Source organism: Allolucifera butyrica (assembly GCF_900476375.1).
GTDB classification, from domain to species: domain Bacteria; phylum Bacillota; class Negativicutes; order Sporomusales; family UPPP01; genus Lucifera; species Lucifera butyrica.
On the sequence record NZ_UPPP01000056.1, the window covers coordinates 1 to 23,899 of the forward strand.

The 23,899-nt window shown below is 52.3% G+C and carries 22 protein-coding genes; all 22 read right to left on the reverse strand.

The window, feature by feature from the left end; translation table 11 throughout:
• The coding region (locus tag LUCIF_RS03205) for an amino acid permease (protein ID WP_122626436.1) at window positions 1-469 on the reverse strand (469 nt) is incomplete at its 3' end.
• Between the two features lie 409 nt (window positions 470-878).
• Window positions 879-1,277 carry a hypothetical protein gene (locus LUCIF_RS03210; protein WP_122626437.1) on the reverse strand — a complete coding sequence of 133 codons (399 nt, stop codon included), beginning with the start codon at window positions 1,275-1,277 and terminating at the stop codon, window positions 879-881.
• A gap of 77 nt (window positions 1,278-1,354) precedes the next feature.
• Window positions 1,355-2,020: an MgtC/SapB family protein gene (locus tag LUCIF_RS03215; RefSeq protein WP_122626438.1), complete on the reverse strand. Its 666-nt coding sequence runs from the start codon at window positions 2,018-2,020 to the stop codon at window positions 1,355-1,357.
• A 209-nt stretch (window positions 2,021-2,229) separates the two neighbouring features.
• Window positions 2,230-2,607, reverse strand: a complete 378-nt coding sequence (locus LUCIF_RS03220; protein ID WP_122626439.1) for a DUF1667 domain-containing protein — start codon at window positions 2,605-2,607, stop codon at window positions 2,230-2,232.
• A 68-nt stretch (window positions 2,608-2,675) separates the two neighbouring features.
• Entirely contained in the window at window positions 2,676-3,941 is a 1,266-nt protein-coding gene (locus LUCIF_RS03225; RefSeq protein ID WP_122626440.1) for an NAD(P)/FAD-dependent oxidoreductase, read from the reverse strand.
• On the reverse strand, window positions 3,934-5,415 hold the full coding sequence (locus LUCIF_RS03230; protein WP_122626537.1) for an NAD(P)/FAD-dependent oxidoreductase: 1,482 nt from the start codon (window positions 5,413-5,415) through the stop codon (window positions 3,934-3,936). The genes LUCIF_RS03225 and LUCIF_RS03230 overlap by 8 nt, the downstream gene beginning before the upstream one ends.
• A 223-nt stretch (window positions 5,416-5,638) precedes the next feature.
• A complete protein-coding gene (gene glpK / locus LUCIF_RS03235; RefSeq protein ID WP_122626441.1) occupies window positions 5,639-7,135 on the reverse strand; it encodes a glycerol kinase GlpK in 1,497 nt (498 codons plus the stop codon).
• A 77-nt stretch (window positions 7,136-7,212) separates the two neighbouring features.
• Window positions 7,213-7,938 (reverse strand): MIP/aquaporin family protein, encoded by a 726-nt coding sequence (locus LUCIF_RS03240; protein ID WP_122626442.1) that lies wholly within the window; start codon window positions 7,936-7,938, stop codon window positions 7,213-7,215.
• A 271-nt stretch (window positions 7,939-8,209) separates the two neighbouring features.
• Complete coding sequence (locus tag LUCIF_RS03245) at window positions 8,210-8,791, reverse strand: glycerol-3-phosphate responsive antiterminator (protein WP_122626443.1); 582 nt, start codon at window positions 8,789-8,791, stop codon at window positions 8,210-8,212.
• A gap of 273 nt (window positions 8,792-9,064) precedes the next feature.
• Window positions 9,065-11,464, reverse strand: coding sequence for a phosphoketolase family protein (locus LUCIF_RS03250; RefSeq protein ID WP_243638672.1), 2,400 nt, complete (start codon window positions 11,462-11,464; stop codon window positions 9,065-9,067).
• 106 nt (window positions 11,465-11,570) lie between these two features.
• Window positions 11,571-12,950 carry an RNA polymerase factor sigma-54 gene (gene rpoN, locus LUCIF_RS03255; RefSeq protein WP_243638678.1) on the reverse strand — a complete coding sequence of 460 codons (1,380 nt, stop codon included), beginning with the start codon at window positions 12,948-12,950 and terminating at the stop codon, window positions 11,571-11,573.
• A gap of 98 nt (window positions 12,951-13,048) precedes the next feature.
• The gene (gene hypE / locus LUCIF_RS03260; RefSeq protein ID WP_243638674.1) at window positions 13,049-14,056 is read right to left on the reverse strand and encodes a hydrogenase expression/formation protein HypE; all 1,008 of its coding nucleotides are present in this window, start codon (window positions 14,054-14,056) and stop codon (window positions 13,049-13,051) included.
• The gene (hypD, locus tag LUCIF_RS03265; RefSeq protein ID WP_122626446.1) at window positions 14,053-15,147 is read right to left on the reverse strand and encodes a hydrogenase formation protein HypD; all 1,095 of its coding nucleotides are present in this window, start codon (window positions 15,145-15,147) and stop codon (window positions 14,053-14,055) included. Before hypD ends, hypE begins: the two co-directional genes overlap by 4 nt.
• On the reverse strand, window positions 15,128-15,358 hold the full coding sequence (locus tag LUCIF_RS03270) for a HypC/HybG/HupF family hydrogenase formation chaperone (RefSeq protein WP_122626447.1): 231 nt from the start codon (window positions 15,356-15,358) through the stop codon (window positions 15,128-15,130). Before LUCIF_RS03270 ends, hypD begins: the two co-directional genes overlap by 20 nt.
• A 41-nt stretch (window positions 15,359-15,399) precedes the next feature.
• Window positions 15,400-16,761, reverse strand: a complete 1,362-nt coding sequence (gene scfB / locus LUCIF_RS03275; protein WP_122626448.1) for a thioether cross-link-forming SCIFF peptide maturase — start codon at window positions 16,759-16,761, stop codon at window positions 15,400-15,402.
• Window positions 16,762-16,825: 64 nt separating this feature from the next.
• Window positions 16,826-16,966: a six-cysteine ranthipeptide SCIFF gene (gene scfA / locus LUCIF_RS03280; RefSeq protein ID WP_122626449.1), complete on the reverse strand. Its 141-nt coding sequence runs from the start codon at window positions 16,964-16,966 to the stop codon at window positions 16,826-16,828.
• Between the two features lie 90 nt (window positions 16,967-17,056).
• A complete protein-coding gene (locus LUCIF_RS03285) occupies window positions 17,057-18,115 on the reverse strand; it encodes a copper amine oxidase (RefSeq protein WP_122626450.1) in 1,059 nt (352 codons plus the stop codon).
• 86 nt (window positions 18,116-18,201) lie between these two features.
• Window positions 18,202-19,875 carry an alpha,alpha-phosphotrehalase gene (gene treC / locus LUCIF_RS03290; RefSeq protein WP_122626451.1) on the reverse strand — a complete coding sequence of 558 codons (1,674 nt, stop codon included), beginning with the start codon at window positions 19,873-19,875 and terminating at the stop codon, window positions 18,202-18,204.
• Between the two features lie 69 nt (window positions 19,876-19,944).
• Entirely contained in the window at window positions 19,945-21,402 is a 1,458-nt protein-coding gene (gene treP / locus LUCIF_RS03295) for a PTS system trehalose-specific EIIBC component (RefSeq protein WP_122626452.1), read from the reverse strand.
• Between the two features lie 22 nt (window positions 21,403-21,424).
• The gene (locus LUCIF_RS03300) at window positions 21,425-22,285 is read right to left on the reverse strand and encodes a PRD domain-containing protein (RefSeq protein ID WP_126720567.1); all 861 of its coding nucleotides are present in this window, start codon (window positions 22,283-22,285) and stop codon (window positions 21,425-21,427) included.
• Window positions 22,286-22,301: 16 nt separating this feature from the next.
• Window positions 22,302-22,793 (reverse strand): PTS sugar transporter subunit IIA, encoded by a 492-nt coding sequence (locus tag LUCIF_RS03305; RefSeq protein ID WP_122626454.1) that lies wholly within the window; start codon window positions 22,791-22,793, stop codon window positions 22,302-22,304.
• Window positions 22,794-22,958: 165 nt separating this feature from the next.
• On the reverse strand, window positions 22,959-23,894 hold the full coding sequence (gene whiA / locus LUCIF_RS03310) for a DNA-binding protein WhiA (RefSeq protein WP_243638675.1): 936 nt from the start codon (window positions 23,892-23,894) through the stop codon (window positions 22,959-22,961).
• Window positions 23,895-23,899: the final 5 nt, after the last annotated feature.

The window sequence follows — 23,899 nt, forward strand, 5'->3', positions numbered from 1 at the left end:
GTAAATTAATAATTCCCCCATCCGCCGGAACTGCCGTCCAAGCCTTGGGCAATATAATTCCCGCCGACTTAAGCAGTCCAACGGTATAGCCTGACCAGCCGGCGGCAACCGCCGACGCCCCGACCGTATACTCGCAAACCAAAGCCCAGCCTACAACGAACGCTATTATTTCTCCCAGGGACGCATAGGCAAAGGTGTAGGCACTACCTGCTACCGGCACCATTGCGGCCAGTTCGGCATAAGCCAGTGCGGCAAATGTACAGGCAAGACCTGACAGAACAAAAGATAACATGATCCCCGGTCCGGCATATTTGGCGGCAGCTACTCCAGTAAGGACGAAAATACCTGTGCCGATAATGCATCCGATACCGAGTAGCACCAGATCCATGGCGCCAAGAGATTTTTTTAGGGCATGTTTTTCCGTCCCGGCAATCATGTCGGCAATACTTTTTGTTCGAAACAAATTCATTTGTTCTCCCCCTCTCGCGAATTACAAATCAATCAAACCAGTATGGCTGTATCCTCCTGCCCTTTCAAATTGCCAATATTCATACAAATTACTATATGGAAACCGTTGTCCGCATAAGCAGTGGCACACCAACAAGCATAAATAGGACCTCCTTTTATTGTGATGCAATTATTAAATGCAAGTACTGTGCCAAGCTAAAATCCGACTATCTAACCCCGCTTGCCAGTGACTTTTACCGGGTAATCTCACTCGCCGCTTGTCGACTCGCCGCCAACGTTTGGAACGAAATGTTTCCGTTGGTTGGAATGAAAAACTGATTTATTCATTATATACTTTCCGGTCCTGCGCAAAAAAATAGTTAAACGACCTGGCCAGGGCCAGGTCGTTTAACTATTCCTTCTACGCTTCACTAATCCCGCAGAAATTTAACCGTCACTTCCGGCAAGTACTTCCGGATGGCTGCGGCGGTATCTTCCATGAACGCCGCCTCATTCGCCAGCATTGCCTCCAGCGTAGCTTTTTCCACAACCAAATAGGGCCGGATCACGCCGAGAAACGGATGATGAATCTCCGGTGACAGCTTATCCGGTTCCGTCCGGGAAATTTTCACCCCCGCCAGATGCAGGGTATAACGGCCGCTCACATTTCCCTTTTCCGTAACCTCTACACCGAACCGGTTTTGTTTTCCGCTTAAGAACGCATTCACCATACCCATCAGTTGGGGATGCTTGTCGGCCACAGCCGTCAGCACCCGCTCCCGGAACGGCACAAACCGCTCCATAAACAGGGAATCCACTTCGCTTGCCATAGTAAATCCTCCTTGCCCGTAATCATTTTATATTAGGATTATGCACCGGACCGCAAGCATTTATGTATGAACAACGCTTATTGATGATGGACGGCTTCCATTCCGTCGATATTCATCAGATTCGTCAGTACGTCACTTGGTTGTAATTGCGGCGGTAAACTTAGGGAAAAGGTAATTGAAAGGTTTTTTTGCTCCTCTTGAGACTCCATCCGGATGTCCCGGATGCGAATCCCCATATCACCTAAACTAGAAGAGATTTTGCCGATTTGTCCCGGCCGATTCACGGTTACGACACAAAGTTCCATCAGGCAGTCACTGCCAATCACCGCAGCTTCAAACCGCGAAAGAATACGTAATGTCAAAAAGGCCAGAACCGTTGTAGCTACGGCGCTTACAAAACTGCCGCTGCCAACGGCCAGTCCGATCCCGGCTACTACCCATAAACTGGCCGCCGTTGTGAGACCGGTGATAAACCGCTTTTGAGTAAGAATCGAGCCGGCCCCCAAAAAGCCAATACCGCTGACGACCTGAGCCGCAAGCCGCTCCGGGTCTGCTTTCGTTAATCCGATAGTTGTTTTCCAAATGCTGATTGACAGGAACATGATCAGACAGGACCCCAGACACACCAGAATATGCGTCCGGAGTCCGGCCGCCTTATGTTTTGCCTGCCGCTCATAACCGACAATACCGCCTAATAGGCAGGCGAGAACCAGCCGCAAAACAACATCCAATTCATTTGCCAAAAATTGTTACCTCCTTGCGGCTTCAACCGGTTTCTTCAATGTATGCCCGGCCCCCGGCCATTATACGTGGATAAGAACGTTGGTTGAGCTTCGAATCAATTTCCTCCGGTTATTTTTCTTGCCAGCAAAGAAAAAAACCTGCCTTGGCAGTAAAAATCTTCTATCCCACAAAAAAAAACGGCTGTCTAACCGACAGCCGCTTTTTCCGTTTATCCCGCCATTTTGTTGAGGCTCCGGGAGGCCACAATATCCACTCCCAGCCCCAGGATATTGGCGCAGACCACATCCCCTTCCCGGACTGGCGCCGTTACCGTCAATCCTGACAGGCATCGGGCGCATTCCACTATTTTCTCCTTGGGCAGGGCCGTCTTTGATATGACCGGCAATAAAGGCAATTCACCGCTAAGGACCCGGACGGTCGTCGTCAGCATCCGCTTGGGAGCAGTGACCTCCTCCCGGGCGTAGTTCATCCCCCGCTGACAGGTAAAACCGCTAATCGCTTTAATCTCACCATTTTCAACAGTGACTTCGCCCATACAACTCAACGGACATACGATACAACTAATTTTCCGGCTACTTTCCGCCATCCCTGTTCACCTCCATAGATCGGTTTCGAATCTTATTTCCCGTTAATCCCATCATTCCTGATTCGCTGTCACTCCGCCAGCCGGACTTCAATCCCGTCGTCAATGGCCGACAGTTTTTCCACCGGGACGTCAATAACAATCATTTCACCCGGTTTTACAATCGGCAGTTTACGGCTAAGCAATATCCCGCCATCGCCGAGAACCTCCAACGTAACCTTCGGTTTGGGTTCGGTAACGCGCATAAATAACCGTATCTGACCATCGTCGGTCTTGCGGAGAGCAATGCGCTGCGGCACTACCGACCTCATACCGCGGCCCGGCTTAACCGGCAAAAATCGCTGTGGTACCGGCATTTCCCCCCGGGCATAGAGAGCGGCGTATTTCCCGGAAATATCGCCTTCTTCCGATACAAAATCAACCAAGTCGTGCACATGAACCACATTGCCGGCGGCAAAGCAGCCGGCGAGGTTTGTCTGCCGGGTTTGGTCCACCACCGGCCCGCCCGTAATCCCGTCCAATTCAACCCCGGCTTGCTGCGATAACTCATTCTCCGGGATCAAGCCAACCGATAATAGCAAACAGTCGCAGGGAATATCAAATTCGGTTCCCGGCACCGGACACTTGGCATCGTCAACCTGAGCGCAACTGACGCCGGTTATCCGGTCCTGACCGTGAACTTTGGTGATGGTATGGGCTAAATACAAAGGTATGTCATAGTCTTCCAGGCACTGGACCACATTGCGGGTCAACCCGTTGGAATAAGGCATAATTTCCAGCACGGCCTGCACTTTGGCCCCTTCCAAAGTCAGACGGCGGGCCATAATCAAACCGATGTCCCCCGATCCGAGAACAACGATGTTTTTCCCCGGCAAATAGCCTTCCATGTTAACCATCCGCTGAGCGGCTCCCGCCGTAAACACGCCGGCCGGTCTTCCCCCCGGAATCCGGATGGCGCCGCGGGTTCTTTCCCGGCATCCCATTGCCAGAATAACCGATTTCGCGGCAATGCTGACGAGGCCGTTACGGGGATTAACCGCTAAAATATGCTTATCCCGGCTGACCTCCAAAACCATAGTATCCAGCATAACTTCAATCCCGTCCTGATCATTTACCATCCGGACATAACGGCTGGCATATCCCGGGCCGGTCAATTCTTCCTTAAACCGGTGCAGACCAAATCCGTTATGAATGCATTGCTGCAAAATGCCGCCCAACTCCCGGTCCCGCTCAATAACCAGCACCTTTTCCGCCCCGGCCTGACGGGCGCTGTAAGCCGCCGCCAAGCCCGCCGGACCGCCGCCGATGACGGCTACATCATAAATTTGTTCATTCACTGCAGGCCACCTCACAGTCTGCGGGTATTTCTATTTTATCGTAAAAAAGATATGACTCCAGCATGTCTTTACGGACTTGCGTAATCGGAATATTCAATTCCCGCGCCAGAATCGCCGTAACCCGCGGGCCGCAGAACCCGCCCTGGCAGCGTCCCATGCCGGCCCGGGTGCGGCGTTTTACCCCGTCAATGGTTCTTGCGCCGCAAGGAGAATGAATGGCTGCCACAATTTCCGCTTCCGTCACGGTTTCACAACGGCATATAACCCGTCCATACAGCGGATTTAACGCAATCAGCCGCTGTTTCTCTTCGGCGGACAATTCCCGGAAAGGAATATAGCGCGGCACTACCGGATCAAAGGAAGCTTTAGGCTTCATCGCCAGGCCTTCGCGGCGCAAAATATCGGCAACCAGTTCCGCAATGGCAGGAGCGGACGTCAACCCGGGCGATTGAATCCCGGCGGCATGAATCAGTCCCGCCACAACGGCCGAAGGCCGGATAATAAAATCGCCGCCTGTAGCCGCAGCCCGCAGGCCGGAAAATTGGGTAATGGCGGCGCCTAACGGCAGCCTCGGCACCAGCCGCTGCGCCCCGGCGATAATTTCCGCCAAGCCGTCCGGCGTTGTCGCCACATCCTCTTTATCGTCAATATCCTGGGCATTGGGTCCGATAAAAATGTTGCCATGTACCGTCGGCGAAACCAAAATTCCTTTGGAAACTTTCGTCGGGGTCGGAAACAGGACATTATTGATTAAAGCCGATACCTTTTTATCAAAAAGAATATATTCTCCCTTGCGCGGCTTAATTTCAAAGCTGCTGTCCCCGGCCAGGCGGCTGATATCATCGGCATGAATCCCGGCGGCATTGATAACAAACGAAGCGGCCATTTCGCCCCGCGGCGTGCGAACCCCGCTTATCCGGCCGTTTTTCATAGTAAATCCTTTTACCGGACATTCCCTAATCACTTGGACGCCATTTTTCACCGCACTCTGGGCAAATGCGACGGCGGCGCCAAAGGGCAGCATGATTCCGGCGGAAGGCGCCCATAAAGCCCCCAGCGTAGCTTGGGATAAATTCGGTTCTTGCGCCAGGACTTCATCCCGCGATAACATTTTTAATCCGGGAACGCCATTTCCCCGTCCCCGTTCCAGCAGTTCCTCCAAAGAACGCATTTCCTCTTCATTCACCGCCACTACCAGCGAACCCGTCCATTTAATATCCAGTCCCAGTTCGTCCGCAATTTGATGGTATAATGCATTGCCGCGAACATTCAAGGTTGCTTTCAAGGTACCGGGGTGAGCGTCAAAACCGGCATGAACAATAGCACTGTTGGCTTTGGTCGTGCCAACGGCAATATCCGGCTCTTTTTCCAGCAAAACAACTTTTAATTCATACTTGGACAATTCTCTGGCAATAGCCGTGCCGGTAATCCCGCCGCCAACAATGACTACATCCGTTTTCATTTTGTCTGCCATCCTTTTCACTTCCTTCTCTCCTCCAGGAGAACCATAATGTTTGACTTCCTAGTTTATATATTAAAAGCTCTGTAAAAGCGCTTTTTTCGCAACCCAATAACCTTTTTGGCAAAAAAATCAATCAATGGTTAAATTTGTAAAATAAGAGACAGTCCTCACGTGGCCGCATCGTTACCTATACGTGGTGAGGACTGTCTCTTCATCTCAAAGTCCCGTTATCAAATTAATCTTCCCAATCCATGGCCCGTTTGACAGCTTTTTGCCAGCCTTTATACAACTGGCCGCGCACATCCTGGTTCATGGAAGGTTCAAAGCGGGCATCCAGTTTCCAGTTCTGGACCAGATCTTCTTTACTCTGCCAGACACCGACCGCCAAGCCGGCCAGGTAGGCTGCTCCCAAAGCCGTCGTTTCCGTGACTTGCGGACGGTCAACGGGAACACCAAGAATATCGCTTTGGAATTGCATCAGTAAATTGTTGCTTACGGCACCACCGTCAACTTTCAGCGCCTGCAGCGTAATGCCGGAATCGGCTTCCATTGCGCTCAGTACGTCTTTGGTCTGATAAGCCAGCGAATCCAGCGTGGCCCGGACAATATGAGCCTTGCTGCTGCCCCGGGTCAACCCCAGAATCGCGCCGCGGGCCTTCATATCCCAATAAGGAGCCCCCAGGCCGACAAAAGCCGGTACTACATAAACGCCTTCTGTATCCTTTACTTTTTTGGCATAATATTCGGAATCAGGCGCCGTTTCAATCAGTTTCAGCCCGTCCCGCAGCCATTGCACCGCCGCGCCGGCAATAAAGATACTTCCTTCCAAGGCATATTCCACTTTGCCGTTCAAGCCCCAGGCGATGGTCGTCAATAAGCCGTTCTTGGATTCAAACAGTTTGTCGCCCGTATTCATGAGCATAAAGCAACCCGTACCGTAGGTATTCTTCGCCATCCCGGGCTGGAAACAGGTTTGGCCGAACAAGGCGGCCTGCTGATCTCCCGCCGCACCGGCGATAGGTATTTTGGCACCAAGGAAAACAGCCGGATCGGTCGTGCCATAGACGTCGCTGGACGGACGGACCGTCGGCAGCAGGGATGCGGGCACATTTAACTCTTTTAGAATTTCCGCGTCCCATTTCAGCTCCCGGATATTAAACAAGAGAGTGCGGGAAGCATTGGAATAATCCGTGACATGAACCTTGCCGCCGGTTAATTTCCAAATCAGCCAGGTGTCAATCGTACCGAACAAGAGTTCCCCTTTTTCCGCCTTTTCCCGGGCTCCCGGAACATTATCGAGAATCCATTTTACCTTGGTGCCGGAGAAATAGGCGTCCACTACCAGACCGGTTTTTTCCCGGAACATCGGGGCCAGTCCTTTGGCTTTCAATTCATCACAAATGGGCGCCGTACGGCGGCATTGCCAGACAATGGCGTTATAAACCGGTTTGCCCGTGCTCTTTTCCCAAACAACGGTCGTTTCCCGCTGGTTGGTAATGCCTATGGCGGCAATATCCTTGGCCTCAATGCCCGCTTTCGCTACCGCTTCCGCCGCGACGCCAATCTGCGTGCTCCAGATTTCTTCGGCATTGTGCTCCACCCAGCCCGGTTTGGGATAGATCTGCGTGAATTCTTTCTGCGCTACCGCCACAATGTTCGATCCCTGATCGAATACAATGGCTCGCGAACTGGTAGTCCCCTGATCTAACGCCAGAACATATTTTTTTCCCATAACAGCCACTCCCTTTTAATAAATTCAGCAAACAACCCATTCATTCCCGTCTTTTGTTTTCTGTGTTTTTATTTTTTTTAGATAATACCAACCGCTTTGCCGATTGCAAAAGCCAGTGCACCGCCGATAAACGGACCAACTACGGGAATCCAGGAATAACCCCAGTCGGAATCGCCTTTGCCGGCGATGGGAAGAATCGCATGAGCAATACGGGGGCCCAAATCACGGGCCGGGTTAATGGCATATCCCGTGGGACCGCCAAGACTTAAGCCGAGACCCCAGACCAGCATACCGACAAGATACGGACCAAACCCGGGGGCCACACCGCCGACAGGTTTTGCAAAAATGCAGAAGATAACGGTTACCAGCATAGTAGTACCAATAATTTCGCAGAGGAGGTTGGCAGTCGAATTGCGGACGGCAGGACCGGTGCAGAATACCGCCAGTTTCAGCCCTTTATCTTCCGTTAGTTCCCAGTGGGGTAAATAAGCCAGCCAGGCAACCGCGCCGCCTACAATGCCGCCGCACAGTTGAGCCAGCATGGTGGCTGCAGCTTGAGCGCCGGTGTATACGCCCATAAACGTTTTCGCCAACGTAACGGCGGGATTGATGTCGGCTTGAGGAGCTCCGGTGGAAACCGCAGCAAATACCCCCATAATAACCGCAATCGCCCATCCTGTGGTAATAACGATCCAACCGGAATTTTCCCCTTTGGATTTTTTCAGTAGAACATTAGCAACTACGCCACAACCAAAAATTATTAAGACCATGGTACCGAAAAATTCCCCAAAAAGATTAGACATAAGCAAATCCCCCTTTTTCTTTTTTAACCTACCTTCTAGCCACCTCCGGAAAGTAAAGAAGATTCAGACTATGCCGGGCACCGCCTCCTATTTTTAGACAAGAAAAAAGTCCACAATTTACCTCCCTCTGACACTTGTAATCAGGGGCGTAAACCGGACTTCTCTTATCTCTAGTCCCAATATGCTGTTGACTGCTTTTATTTATTAATATGTATTCTGCAGCCAAAACCATATTCCTGCCGGAATTTACAGAAAACATAAAATAACTTTTTCACATATCAGAAAAATCCCATAATTCCCGGTGACTTGTACTTACGGCGCTGATTCCGTTGCGGAGGGCATTCGCCACATCTTCCCGGGTGTGCAACAAACCGCCGGCTAAAATAGGCAAATTAGTTTCCCGGGCCAGTTGTTCCACCGTACTGGCCGGAATGGAAGCCGGCAGAGCCTCCAGGGCGTCCGGTTTATAACTGTTTACCAAATGAATGCCTGTTTTTAACGCCTCGGAATCCACCAGAAACAGGCGCTGAATTACGATCATGCCTTCTTCCCGGGCGAATTTTCCTAAATGCGGCTTGGTGGTAATCAGGGCGGTTACTCCCATCCGGGCCAATAACTTGATGCCGGCCCGGTCCTTACCCGCTCCATCCAGCAAGTCCAAATGAACCACTAACCGCTTTTTATGCTGCTGGGCTTGTGCCAACAGCCCCGGCAGCGTATTTACATCACTGAATAACAAAATAATACTGGGTGCCGCCGTCTGGGTTAAAGCAAATTTAAAATCTTCAATCATCCGCGGTGCCGGAATAACCGGTCCGTTACACAATAATTTTAAAAAACTTTGATGTGTCATTTCCACTCCTTAAGTTCCCACTTTCGCCAGATCCTTCTTTATCTTTATTATATATGAAAAAGGGAAAACGGAACAGTCATTTTTTAGAAAATACTAAAAATTTACCATCCTACCGCAAGGATTTCTTCTTTCCCCTCTAAGTATTTTACTTTTCGTTTTTTTACTAAAGACGTACTATCTAACAATACCCCGAAAAGTTATACTTTCCGATCCCACAAAAAAACCGGCAGCCTAATGCTGCCGGGCAACTTGTCAATTTGTTCTTTTCACCGTTTATTTTATCCCCGCCCCGGATTCATAGGGCCATTTCCAGCCGGTAATCTCCGGCTTATCAATGCCGTTCTCATAGGCATAATTGGTATTCTCAATAATTTGGTCTTTTAACCACTCCTTGACGTGAGCCCCGGCAGTTTGGAGCCGGGGAACCCGGTCGATCACATCAATGGCCAGATTGAACCGGTCTGTCTGATTTAACATGGCCAGTTCCAGCGGCGTATTAATATTTCCTTGTTCCTTATAACCGCGCACATGAATATTTTTTTGATTGCTGCGGCGGTAGGTCAGCTTATGGATCAGCCAGGGATAGCCGTGGAAATTGAAAACCACCGGCTTATCCGGCGTAAACAAGCTGTTAAAGTCCCGGTCCGACAGGCCGTGGGGATGCTCGCTTTGGGGCATCAGCTTAAACAGGTCGACCACATTGACGAAGCGGATCTTGATACCGGCAAAGTGCTCCCGCAACAAACTGGTCGCCGCCAGCGCTTCCATAGTTGCCACATCGCCGGCGCAGGCTATTACCACATCGGGATCACTTCCCTGGTCATTGCTGGCCCAGTCCCAGATACCGATCCCCTTAGAACAATGCTTAATGGCTTCGTCCATATTCAGATACTGAAGATGAGGCTTTTTATCGGCCACGATGACATTAATATAGTCCGTGCTGCGCAGAGAATGGTCCATCACCGAAAGCAGGCAGTTCGCGTCGGGCGGCAAATAAATACGGGTAACATCCGGACTTTTGTTGGTAACCACATCCAGAAAACCGGGGTCCTGGTGGCTGAAACCGTTGTGATCCTGCCGCCAGACCGTGGAAGTAACCAGTATATTCAGGGAAGCGACGGCAGCCCGCCAGGGAACCTCCCGGCATTTCGCCAGCCATTTGGCATGCTGGTTGAACATCGAGTCAATGACATGGATAAACGCTTCATAAGAAGCGAATACTCCATGGCGTCCGCTCAGCAGGTATCCCTCCAGCCAGCCTTCCAGCGTATGCTCGCTGAGCAGCTCCATTACCCGGCCGTCGGGCGACAGTTCCCCGCCGTCGGCGTCCTCGGGCCGGATTGTCTCCAGCCAGGTCTTTTTCGTAACTTCATAAATGGCGGTAAGACGGTTGGAGGCCATTTCGTCGGGACAGAAAATACGGAAAGAGGTCATATTATTCCGCATGGCATCACGCAAAAAGGTACCGAGAGTATAAGTATTTTCAGCCAATTTTACACCGGGCGCAGCTACCTCTACGGCATAATCCCTAAAATCGGGCAAACGCAGGGGCTTGCGCAGCAGCCCGCCGTTGGCAACAGGGTTTGCGCTCATTCGCCGCAGACCGGCAGGCGCCAAATCCTTTAGTTCTTGAATCAGCCTGCCGTTTTTATCAAATAATTCTTCCGGCTTGTAACTCCGCAGCCAGTCTTCCAGCAACTTCAGGTTGGCAGGGTTTTCCCCAACGTCGAAAGGAACCTGATGAGCCCGCCAAAAATCTTCTATTTTGTGCCCGGCTATTTCTTCCGGTCCTCGCCATCCTTTGGGAGTGCGCAGGATAATCACCGGCCACTCGGGAAATTGCGCTAACTCCCCGGTGCGCGCCTTGCGTTGAATCTCCTTAATTTCAGCGATCACGGTGTCCAGCGTCTGCGCCATCGTCCGATGCACGGCTTCCGGTTCGGACCCCTCGACAAAGTAGGGCTTATACCCATAACCAATAAATAGACTCTCCAGTTGTTTCGGACTCATCCTTCCCATCACGGTCGGATTGGCGATTTTGTAGCCATTTAAGTGTAAGATCGGCAATACTGCCCCGTCCCGGACAGGATTCAAAAATTTGTTTGAGTTCCACGAAGCGGCCAAAGGTCCGGTCTCCGCCTCGCCGTCGCCTACCATGACCGCAACAATCAAATCAGGGTTATCAAAAGCCGCGCCGAAAGCATGGGAAAGGCTGTAGCCCAATTCACCACCCTCATGGATCGAACCGGGAGTTTCGGGGGTGCAATGGCTGCCGATGCCACCCGGAAAGGAAAATTGCTTGAAAAATTTTCGCAGCCCTTCCCGGTCTTCACTAATATCCGGATAAACTTCGGAATAAGTCCCCTCCAAATAGGCATTCGCCAGGGAAGCCGGCGCACCGTGGCCGGGACCGGAAATAAAAATCATGTTTAGATCGTACTTCTTGATCAGCCGGTTGAGATGAATCCAGGTGAAAGCCTGGCCGGAATCAGATCCCCAATGCCCCAGCAGCCGTTTCTTGATATCGTCAAAAGCCAAAGGTTCCGTTAAGAGTGGATTGCCTTTAAGATAAATCATACCTACACAAAGATACAGGGCTGCGCGCCAATAGGCGTCAAGCTTTTGCAGTTCCTCCGCGGTCAGCGGCCCTTCCGCCATAGTTATCTTATCCATAACACCCCTCCGTTTATTTTAATAAGTTATATTCCTCCTTCATAGTTTTTACAACAAATAACAAAAAAACTCCTGCTCTGCGAGTAGGAGTTTTTTCTGCTGCCTGTTAGTACCGCCGGCGCTTGCTGGACGATGCAATTCCCAGCTCTTCCCGGTATTTCGTCACCGTCCGGCGCGAAATGGCCATGCCCCGTTCCGTAAGCATATTAGCCAGCACCTGGTCACTCAGGGGCTGGGACGGACTTTCGTTTTGAATCAATTCTTTCATTTCCCGTTTCACCCGGGACGCAGCCACATCCTCGCCGTCCATTCCCTGGATCGCCGCGGAAAAAAAAGTACGCAGCCCATACAATCCGTGAGGAACCTCCACATATTTATTGGCAATGGCCCGGCTGACCGTCGATTCATGCACACCCACCCGTTCCGCCACTTTGCGCATCGTCAGCGGTTTCAAATACTTAGGCCCGTAGTCGAAAAATTCCCGCTGCATGTCCAGAATGGCTTCCATTACATTATACAAAGTACGCCGCCGCTGTTCGATGCTTTTTATAAGCCAGACCGCTGCATTGAGCCGGCCTTCCAGGTACTTCCGGGCATCGCTGTCAACATCGCGGGCCACCTGACGATAAAAAGAATTGATCGTCAGCCGGGGCACATTGGTATCATTCACCAGGATGACATATTCATCATTGACCTTTTCCACCGTCACGTCCGGTGTAATATATTGCAGATCGCCGCTTCGCCCGAAAACCATGCCGGGCTTGGGGTCGAGGGTCCGGATCACATCCACGGCTTTTTGCACCTCATGGGGAGTGCAATTTAATTTTTCCGCTATTATTTTGAATTTTCCCGCCGCCACGTCATCCAGATGATGCTCAATAATCAGGCGGACTAACCGGTCATGTATCCCTTTCTGCTCCACTTGAATGAGGAGACATTCTTTCAGGTCTCTTGCCCCTACACCCGGCGGATCAAAAGTCTGCAAAACCCGCAGTACCTGATTCACCCGTTCTTCCGTGACTCCCAAAGACTGAGCCGCATCGGCCGTTGTCCCGCAAAAATAGCCGTTATCGTCAATACAGCCGATCAGGTAGGCGCCAATCTCCCGGGCATCATTTTCCAGCACAGCCAAATGCAGTTGGAATTCCAGATGATCATGCAGCGAGCTTTCGCCGGCGGCAAAAATCTCAAAGGATGGTTTGTCCTCATTCCTGGTCACACCGCCGGTATCCGTACCGTCATTAAAATATTCAGCCCAATCAAAATAATCAGTTATTGATTCCGGCTCAGACGCTGCCGTCTCCTCAACGGCGGTGTCCGTATCCTGAAACGGTGCATCTTCTTCCAAAACAGGGTTTTCCAACAGTTCCTGTTCCACCATGCCAGCCAATTCCTGGGTAGAAAGCTGCAGAATGGCTATGGCTTGGCGCAATTGCGGCGTCATAACGAGTTTCTGCGATAATTCCAGTTTAAGACCATAATCCATACCCAACGTCTTCAGCCTCCCTTCGCTTTATCTGATTCATATGCGAAAAAGTCTGCATCTAGCACTGCCGGGACCGGATTGTCCGGTGGGCGCCGAGACTAACAAATGCGGGGCAATTGGTCCCCAGTCAGCATATCTAAAAGACGGATACCGCCGATAGCCGTTCGTAAACCCACCTGACCGGCGGGCTGAGATGTTACTTTGCCGATAACCCGGGCTTCCCGGCCATAAGGATGGTTGTGCAAAACCGTTAAAATATTCTCTGTATTTTTATGTTCGCTAAGTACAATCATTTTTCCTTCATTGGCAAGATACAAGGGATCAAATCCCAGTATATCGCAGACGGCCCGCACTTCCGTAGAAACCGGCAGGGCCTCCTCTTCAATGAGCATTCCCACTTTGGCCGCTAAGGCAATTTCGTTTAACGCCGTGGCCAGACCACCCCGGGTCGGATCCCGCAAAACGGCTACCTCCGGCACCTTGGTTAAAATTTCTTTTACCAAGCCTGCCAGCGGCGCACAATCACTGTTGAGGGATGCGGGGAAAGTCAAGCCGTGCCTGTCCTGCATGACCGCCAGGGCATGCTCGCCCAGAAAACCATTGATAATAATGTCCTGCCCCGGCCGGGCGTTAAGCGGCGAGATATGAACCCCTTCCATAATCGCGCCAATGCCGGCCGTATTGATAAAAATACCGTCGGCGGCTCCTTTTTCCACCACTTTGGTATCGCCGGCTGCAATCTGCACGCCGGCTTCCCCCGCCGCCCGGGCCATGGAATGCAAGATTCGCTCCAGTTCATCCAGGGAAAACCCTTCTTCAATAATCAATCCCAGCGTTAGAAAAAGGGGAACGGCTCCCGTCATGGCCAGATCATTTACCGTACCGCAAACAGCCAGTTTGCCGATGTCGCCGCCGGTAAAAAACAGCGGTTTTACCACGAACGAGTCCGTGGTAAAAGCCAGCCGGGTATTCTGAATGCAAACAGCCGCCGCATCATGCATCTGGTCCAGTACCGGATTGCCCAGTATCGGCTGAATCACTGCCGATACCAGTTCGTGGCTGAGTTTGCCGCCGCTGCCATGAGCCAATTGAATTACATTCTTCAAAGGTTCCATCTCCCCGTTCCATACTTATACCAGGCCGCGCAGGTTCCCTCCACCGATACCATACAGGCCCCTACCGGCGATTCGGGGGTGCATGGCCCGCCGAATAAGGAACATTGCCGGGGGGTGATGGCGCCCAGCAATACTTCACCGCACCGGCAGCCGCTATTTTCCCGCATCGGTTCCACCGCCACGGGAATCTGTTGCCGCGCGTCAAACCGTCTGTACCGGCTGGTGAGGGTCAGCCCGGAAGCAGGTAAAACTCCCAGCCCCCGCCAGCGGGAAGAGACGGTTTCATAAACCTGCGCCAGGACTTGCTGCGCCACCGGGTTTCCCGCCGGCGGCACAACCGCCGTATACTGGTTTTCCAAACGGCATTCGCCGTGATGAAGCTGCAACACCAGGGTATAAACGGCCCGCAGTATCGCCAGCGGCTCAAACCCGGCAATCACCGCGGGAATATCGTATTCTTGCGTCAAAAACCGGTACGGCCCTTCGCCGATAATGGAACTTACATGTCCGGGCAGCAAAAAGCCGTCGACCCGGCAGCGGCTTTCCACCAAGAAGCGCAAGGCCGGCGGAACCAGTTTATGAGCCGTAAGGACGAAAAAATTATCCACCCCTGACTGCTCTGCCGCCTGAACGGTCGCAGCAATGGCCGGAGCCGTCGTTTCGAAACCGACGGCTAAAAAAATCACTTGCCGGGACCGGTTTTCCTTCGCCAGCATTAACGCATCCAGCGGCGAATATACAATTCGAACATCCGCACCGGCACTTTTGGCCGCCATCAGGCTGGTGGATGACCCCGGCACCCGCAGCATATCGCCGAACGTGGCAATCATACACCCGGGAAGCCGGCTATAAGCAATCGCCGTATCCAGAAAATCATTGGCCGTGACGCATACGGGACAGCCCGGACCGCTGACCAGTTCCACCGCCGGCGGCAAAAGCTGCCGGATACCGGCCCGGAAAATCGCCACCGTATGAGTACCGCATACTTCCATTAAACGGACCGGCCGGGTAGCCATTTTCCGGATCTCACCGGCAAGAAAAGCGGCCGCCCGCTGTGTCTCCTCAGTCCCCAGCTGCTGCATACCCTTCCAGCTCCTTAAAAAGTTCCAGTGTCTTTTGTGCTTCCGCGTCGTCAACCGCCTGAATGGCAAACCCTGCATGGACCAGTACATAGGTGCCAATATCAGCCTGAGGCAGCAGCATCAAACTTACTTTACGGGTTATGCCGTTCATATCCACGGTAGCCAGTAAATCCTGCTTGGCAATAATTTTTCCCGGTACAGCCAGACACATGCTTGACCCTCCCGTAAGTTATTCGGCCCGGGGCACGGAGCTCAGGGCATAGGACGGTTGTGAAGAGCCAGCGCAGCTTGAATGGCCAGAGCGCATTCCAGCCGTTTCTTTTGCAGTTCACAGCCGATTTTATAAGGTTTATGAATGTCGTTATTAAACAACTGCGCGTTGGCGTGACAGCCGCCGCTGCAGTAAAAACGGGCCCAGCAGGACGCGCATTCCGCTTTGTTCAGTACATGGGCCTGACGAAAGGTATCCGGCAAGTCCGTCGCCTTCACTCCGTCAAATACATTGCCCAACAGGTAGCCTTCCCGCCCCACGAACTGATGGCAGGGATACAAATCCCCCTCCGGCGTGACGGCAAAATATTCATGGCCGGCGCCGCAGCCGCTCAAGCGTTTGGCCAGACAGGGTCCGTTGTTAATATCCAGGTTGAAATGGAAAAAGTCAAAGCCCTTGCCGGCCAGCTTCCGTTCCAGATATTGCTGCGCCAGCAATTCATACTGGCGGAACAGTTCCGGCAGATGTTCCTCTTTGATTTCATAATCACAATCTTTGCCTACCACCGGTTCCACGGAAAGCTGCGTAAATCCCATATCGGCCATAGACAACACATCGGCGGCAAAATCAAGATTGTAAGCCGTAAAGGTCCCCCGCAGAAAATAGTTCTGTCCCTGCCGGGAATCGACGACCCGGCGGATTTTAGCCGCAATAAGGTCAAAGCTGCCGCTGCCGTTGGGGAAAGGCCGCATTTTATCATGCACTTCCCGCCGGCCGTCCAGGCTGAGCACTAAACTGATGTTATTGTCATTTAAGAAGCGGTCGGTCTCGTCATTTAATAAAACACCGTTGGTCGTCAGGGTCAGTTTGAAAATCTTGCCGGTTTCGGCTTCCCGCCGGCGCACATAGGCAACGACATGCCGGACTACATCCAGATTCAAGAGCGGCTCACCGCCGAAAAAGTCAATTTCGCAGTGACGGCGGGGACCGCTGTTGTCAATGATGAAATCGACGGCCCGTTCCCCCACTTCCCGGCTCATTAGCCCCCGTTCGTGACCAAAGTCACCCGTTCCGGCAAAACAGTAGCCGCAGCGCAAATTACAATCATGGGCCACATGCAGGCAGAGCGATTTGACCAGCGGCTGCTGCCGGAACGTTAAAGGCACCTCCACAGCCGGCGCAAACAGCAGCTGCTGCTCCATGAGCCCGTGCAGCTCCGCCAGTGCCTCCGCCAGTGCTTCCCGGCCGTATGCCGGTGCCAGACGCTCTATCACTGCGGCATCGTTGGTGCCGTCAAAAAAATCCATGATGTCATATATAATTTCATCAATTACATGCACTGCGCCGCTGTTGACATCCAACAGCACAGACAAATCATTTACCCGGAATTTATGTATATTCATGCAATTCACCTTTTCAAAAAATTAAGCCCCATCGCCTACGCGGCAAGGGGGCCTTCCCTGTTACCTACTTCTGGCAGACTTGATTGCCAACCGTGCAGGATGTCTTACAGGCTGACTGGCAAGAAGTCTGGCACTCTCCGCAACCGCCCGTCAGAATGGTTTTCTGCAAAGAAGCTGTATTTACAGTCGTAATATGTTTACTCATAGTTCCAATCCCTCCTTACGCCGGTATCCCGTTACTAATTCATCATAACATAGATTGAAACCAGGGACAATATGCAGGCGGAAAATAATGTTATTGCGGTATGACGATCAGTTTTACCGGCAAATTGGAGGCACCCGGCGGTGAAAAAGTAAACCATAACGACTGGCCGCCTTCGTAAACTCCCACAGGGGCAAAATCAGTCATTTTTTCATCGCCCAGAGCCAGACGGCCGGATGGTGTGGCAATCGACGGCAACTTCACATGCCGGTATTTAAGACCGATAAAACCCGCATAACTCCCGCCGCGGGGATTCAGGAAAAATGCCATCTTCCCCGGATAATCCGACGGGATGAATAATTTATACATGACCCCATAATTGCCGTAATTCACAACCGGGCTGCCGTCGGTGGCATCCACGCCCGTCAGATAGCGGTCGATTTTATTATCCGCCAGCGTAAGGGCAAACATCTGCTTATCTGCCGGATTATAGACCTGCTCCGGAATCAAAAGGCGGTTTGGGCCCTCGAAAGTGCCGCGGAGGTGCTGCGCATCGGCCGGCAATATCTTTGCATGGCGGATATACCTCCCGGCGTCGGCGTGCACCGGCAACATCAATACACTGACTTTAACCGGCCGGTCTGTCAGAAAATCATAAATGCCGTTAATCAGCATGTTGGGTTTAACGACCACATCGTTGAGATGACGGTCCAAATAGGCCGAGTCCCCGGCCGGCACCTCAGTCCGGTATAAGCCGCCGCCGGCCAGATAATCGGCCTGCGCCGTCTTGCCTACGTCCATATAGTTTTCACTGGGACCGGCGAAACCGTGCTGATACACAATGACATGCGCGTTTTTCGGCCCGCTGTTTTCCAGCAGCACCACAATTTTTTTCGGTTTCGACGTACCGTTTACATTATAGACAAACAAGCGGACGTTGCCGCTTACCGTATCCTGATACAAAATACCGTCGGCCGGCGCCGTCTCCGGACTGTCGGAAAGCAGCAGCGTACCGCCGTAGGAACTGGTAAGAACCGGCCATTCCGGCAATTTTAGAACGTCTATATTGTTCAAGCCGGCGGCCAAAGCCGGGCCGGTCAAAGTAATACATAACACCGCTACTGCCACGAAACGCTGCAACCACTTCATCATAAATACCTCCGTTTTACACACTTATTACCATTATAGCAAGGCAATCCTGGCATGTAAACGGAAGCAATTTACATCTCGCGACCGGCTCAGGCCCCGTTCTGCCAAAAACGGTACACTACCGATTCATACGGCTTCAGCGCCAGCGACCGGCTTTTCAAAGCCATTGCCGGATAATTGCTGATGAGCACTTCCCGCTGCCAATTGTCCGGGACGGCATGGGCAGGCAAGCTCACCGCCGCCGCGTAAGGGAAAAAATTATTGACCACCAGCAGAATCTCGCCCTGTCCTTTTCTGAGGTACGCCCAAACAGCAGGGTGCCCGGCCAGCAAAAGTTCATATTCGCCCTCGGTGACAACCGGATAGGTCTTGCGCAGTTCAATCAGCCTTTGGTAATGATAAAAAACGGATTCCAGGTCCTGCAGAGACTTCTTCACGTTAATTTCCTTATAATTAGGGGCTACCGCAATCCATGGCTCTACGGCGGAAAATCCGGCATAGGGTGAATCATCCCACTGCATCGGCGTCCGGGCGTTATCACGCGACTTCTGGCCAATGGCGGCCATAACCGCCGCCGGGTCCAGACCGGCTTTAATTTTAGCGGCATAGGCCTGCAGGGTTTCCACATCCCGGTATTTCTCAATGGATGAGAAACCGGGATTAGTCATGCCGATTTCCTCGCCCTGATAAATATACGGCGTTCCCTGCAGCATATGCAGCGCTGTCGCCAGCATTTTAGCCGACACGACCCGGTACCGGCCGTCGTCGCCAAAGCGGGAAACAACCCGCGGCTGATCATGATTACACCAGAACAGGGCATTCCAGCCTCCCTCCCGGTGCATGCCCGTCTGCCAGTCGCTGAGGATCTGCTTTAAGGCTAAAAAATCAAAATCTGCTTTCACCCATTTTTCTCCCTGCGGATAATCCACTTTCAAATGATGGAAACTAAAGGTCATGTTCAGTTCCCGCCGTTCGGGACAAGAGTAGCGGGCACAGTGCTCCAGGGAGGAAGAGGACATCTCCCCGACGGTCAATACATCGGCTGAGGTAAAAACCGCCCGGTGCATCTCCTGCAAATAATCGTGTACCCGCGGTCCGTCGGTGTAGAAACGCCGTCCGTCTCCGTCCGGGTCGTCAGGAAATTCCCGGTCTTTGGAAATCAGGTTGATCACGTCCAGCCGAAAGCCGCTCACACCCTTATTGACCCAAAAGCGCATCATCTCGTATACTTTTTCCCGGACCGCCGGATTCTCCCAGTTCAAGTCGGCTTGGGTGCGGTCAAAAAGATGCAGATAATACTGTCCCGTCGCCGCATCGTACTGCCAGGCCGGGCCGCCGAATTTTGACACCCAGTTATTTGGCCGGTCCCGCCAGATGTAGAAATCGCGGCAGGCGCTGTTCCGGCTCCGGGCGGCTTCTTGAAACCAAGCGTGCTCTGTCGAGGTATGGTTGACAACGATATCCATTATAATGCCGATACGGCGCCTTTTGGCTTCCGCCGCCAGTTCCTCCCAGTCGGCCACAGTTCCATAGCTCTCATCCAGCTGATAATAATCACTTACGTCGTAGCCATTGTCTCGTTGCGGCGATTTATAGACCGGCGTCAGCCAAATGTAGTCAATCCCCAGAAACTCCAGGTAATCCAGTTTTTCTATAATCCCCCGGAGGTCACCGGCCGGACGGTTGGAATGGCTCTTAAAACTGCGGGGATAAATCTGATAGATAACAGATTGCCGCCAATCTTCCTCTTTGAGATTTTTCATTTTTTTCCTCCCAGGCAGCCCCCGGATTTACCGGCGGGCTGCCGTTGCCGGATACCGGCAAATTTTTGTCTATTCCATAACGGCAGCTCCTTGTTTACCGGCTTTTAGCAGGCGGTGTTTAGCCACCGCTACGGTTAATAAAAAGGGCACGGCAACGGCGATGACCATCCCGACCAGAAACATGGGAATGTTCTGCGGGAAGATGGAAATAAAGGCCGGCAGGCCGCCCACGCCGATAGCCGGCGCCAATACCCGGTTCAGAGTTATAAAAATTGCGGCCGCCACCGAACCGGTCAACGCAGCATAAAAGGGATACCGGTAGCGTAAATTTACCCCGAACATAGCCGGCTCGGTAATGCCGGCATAAGCGGACAACGCGGCGGTAGACGCCATGCTTTTTTCTTTGCCGTTGCCGGCAACCCAGAACATGGCCAGAGCCGCGCTGCCCTGGGCGATGTTCGACAAGGCGATCATCGGCCAGATGAAGGTGCCGCCGTTTTGCACAATTAGCTGCAAATCAACGGCAATAAACATGTGATGCATGCCCGTAATGACCAGCGGCGCATACAGGGCGCCGAAAATAAGCGCGCCCAATACGGGAACATGCTCATAAATCCCCACAATGCCGCTAGTCAGCACAGTGCCGATCGAACGGGTAACCGGCCCAATGATGCCGAGAGCCAGAACGCCCGTAATTACAATCGTCGTAATCGGCACAATCAGCAACTGCAAAGCGGCAGGCACCCGTTTTTTCAGCCATCCTTCCACCTGGCTCAGAATATAAGCGGCGATTAAAATGGGCAGGATTTGGCCCTGATAGCCGACCTTTTCGAAATGAAACACGCCGAGAATATTGAAATAAGGCAGTTTGGCGCCGCCGATGCCTGCCGCCGCCTTGCCGTAAGCCCAGCCGTTTAACAGGTCGGGATGAACCAGCAGCAGCCCCATAACAATGCCGAGAATTTCGCTGCCGCCGAACTTTTTAGTTGCCGACCAGCCGACCAGAGCCGGCAAGAATACGAAGGAGGTATTGGCCATCATATTAATCAGGTCCCAGGTCCCCTGCAATCCTGGATAAGCGTCCAGCAAACTCTTACCGTCGATAAACAGCCCCTTGGACCCAATCAGGTTATTTATGCCCATGAGCAAACCGGCCGTAATAATTGCCGGCAAAATGGGCATGAAAATATCCGACAAAATTTTGACCAGCCGCTGCACCGGATTCAGCTTGGCGGCGCCTTCCTCTTTGACATCCGCCAGGGTGGCCTGTTTAAGCCCTGTAACCTGGAGCAGTTGGCGGTACACCTTCTCCACCTCACCGGCCCCGATTACAATTTGAAATATACCGGCCGCAGCGAAACTCCCCTTGACAACCTCAATGGCATCGAGCTGGGCCTGATTGACCTGGCTCTCATCTTTCAGCACGAGCCGCAGCCGGGTTAAGCAATGGGCTGCTTGCTTAATATTGTCCCTCCCTCCAACAAATTCCAGAATACTTAGAACAATCTGATTATAATCCTTCGGCATTCCAGGTCCCCCTCACTGTTTTTTATTTTCCCATTTGCCCTGCCGGAAATTGAACGCATAACTTTTCCACATAGAGCGCAATATAAGCGGTTTCCCCGACGGGAACCTCAACTTCCAGTTCCTCGGCAATATAGGCGCTCAACTGTTCCGCCAGTGCGTAGGAAGCCTTATATTTGCGCCGGATGACCGGCAACAAATCGTTGGTAATCCGTTGGCGCCGCAGCAGACGCTCCATGGTATAGCGCAAATGAGTAACAAACCGGGCATAATCAAGGGATTGGCGGTCCACGGCAATTTGCCGCTCTTCTTCAATGATTTCCACCAGACTGTTCGCCAGAAACGTCTGGCGCATGGTTTGCGACAACTTGCCGTTTTTACGGGCGGAATGAATATGAATGGCAATGAAGCCGGCCTCTCCCTCCGGAATTTGGACGCCGGCCTGCTGTTCCAGCATGGCCACGGCCTTTTGCGCCAGCAGATACTCCTTTTCATACAAAATCTCCGTTTCAACCATAAACGGATTGGTAAACTCTTCCCCCCGCCGGACCCGCTTCAACATAAAGGCAATGTGTTCTACCAGGTTGATATGAATGTTCTCATTCAATTCCTCATTGAGTTCCGAGCTGATCATGGCGATGACGGCTTCACACATGGCAAAAACAGCGTCGTCCACCTGCGTCAGGAGCTGCCGAAAACGGCCCGAATTCCCGGCATCCATAATGGTGAACTTTTTTTCCACCGGCGTTGCCGCCAAAATGGTATCGCCGCTCTTCCTGCCAAAACCGATGCCGCGGGCGAAAAGAATTTCTTCCCGGCCCGAACGGAGCGCAAGAACCACATTATTATTAAACACTTTGACCAGCGTATAATGATCTTGCCGCACCGCACCTGCCTCCTCTTCATCCAATTTGCTTAAGCGTACACACAAACAGAATATCCCGACCGCCCCGGAGAATATCCTGGCCGGTCATGTTCAATTCCGCCACCGGCGCCATATCGGTAATAATCACGCAAGTTGCCGTTGATTTGCCATAGGAGGCAATAACACCCGGTTCGATGGCAATCACCGGCGTGCCGCCTTTAATCCGGATTCCCGGTTCCAGCAGGCGGGTGAAACCCCTGCCCGCCAATTCAACCGTGTCGACGCCGATATGAACCAAAACGGTCAGTCCCGCCGCTGTGGTAATACCAAAAGCATGATTGGTGGGAAAAATCATTTCCAGCCAGCCGTCAACGGGAGCGTAGACCGTCTTTCCCCGGGCCTCGACAGCTGCGCCGTCCCCCAGCATTTTACGGGAAAAAACCGGATCCGGCACCTGGGACAAAGCCAGCGCCGGGCCATCAACGGGGGCAATAAAGGGGACGGAAAAATCCCCGGTCTCGTTGGTCATATGTACCTCCCCAAAATAAAAAGGCACGAGTTATAATATAACTCATGCCTGATTGAACAGTAACACGTTACTATATTTAGTATATATAGATTTGCCAATCCTTGTCAATCCCTCTTCCAAAATAATTCCCAGTACTCTGTTAACCCTAAATCTGTAGGATGAGCACTACTCCGCCGGCTCCGAATTGCCGTCGAAATCCAGACTGTCCGCCATTTGCTCCAGCTTGCGCAAGCGGTGGTTAATCCCGGATTTGCTTACTTTCCGCTCCATTAGCGCGACTAATTCCTGCAGTGTGGCTTCCGGATAGGCAAGGCGGATTTCGGCGGTTTCCCGCAAGGCGGGAGGCAGCTTATCCAGCCCGACACGGCGAAGCAGAAAACGGATCTTTTCCACTTGCCGCACCGCGGCGTTGACTGTTTTCTGCAAATTAGCCGTTTCGCAATTCACCAGACGGTTGACCTGATTACGCATCTCTTTGACGACCCGTACGGTTTCAAAATTCATGAGGGCATTATGGGCGCCGATAATGCGTAAAAAGGAGGTAATGGCATCGCCATCTTTTAAATAGATGATATAATCCTGCTTGCGGTCGGTCATTTTGGCCGGCAAATGGAATGCCTTTAAAAGCCGCTGCAGCGTTTTGGCAAAGTCGGGGTTGCCCGTCACCAGTTCCAGATGATAATCGCCCTCGGGGCGGCTGACGGAACCGCCCCCCAGAAAAGCGCCGCGTAAATAAGCCCGCCGGCAGCAGGCTTTGCGCAATAACCCCGTATCTTTGCCGGCATTAATGTTATCACCGCGCATAATACCCAGGGCGGACAATAATTCCGTCACCACCGGCGACGGAATCGCTTTAATCAGATAGCTGTTATTTTTTTTCAGCCGGCGGCCGCGGCTGACAACCACTTCGGTTTTAAGCGGAAACCGCTTGATCAGAGAAAGGACTTTCCGGGCCACCGCCGCATTTTCCGTTGTAAAATTGATGCCCAGGTTGCTGTTGCCGCCGATCAGCATCGTGCCGCCCATGCGCATCAGCGAAGCCAGTTCGGCTATAAAACAGCAGTTATTCTCCCCTGCTACGCGGGCCAGCTCATTTTTCACATCCG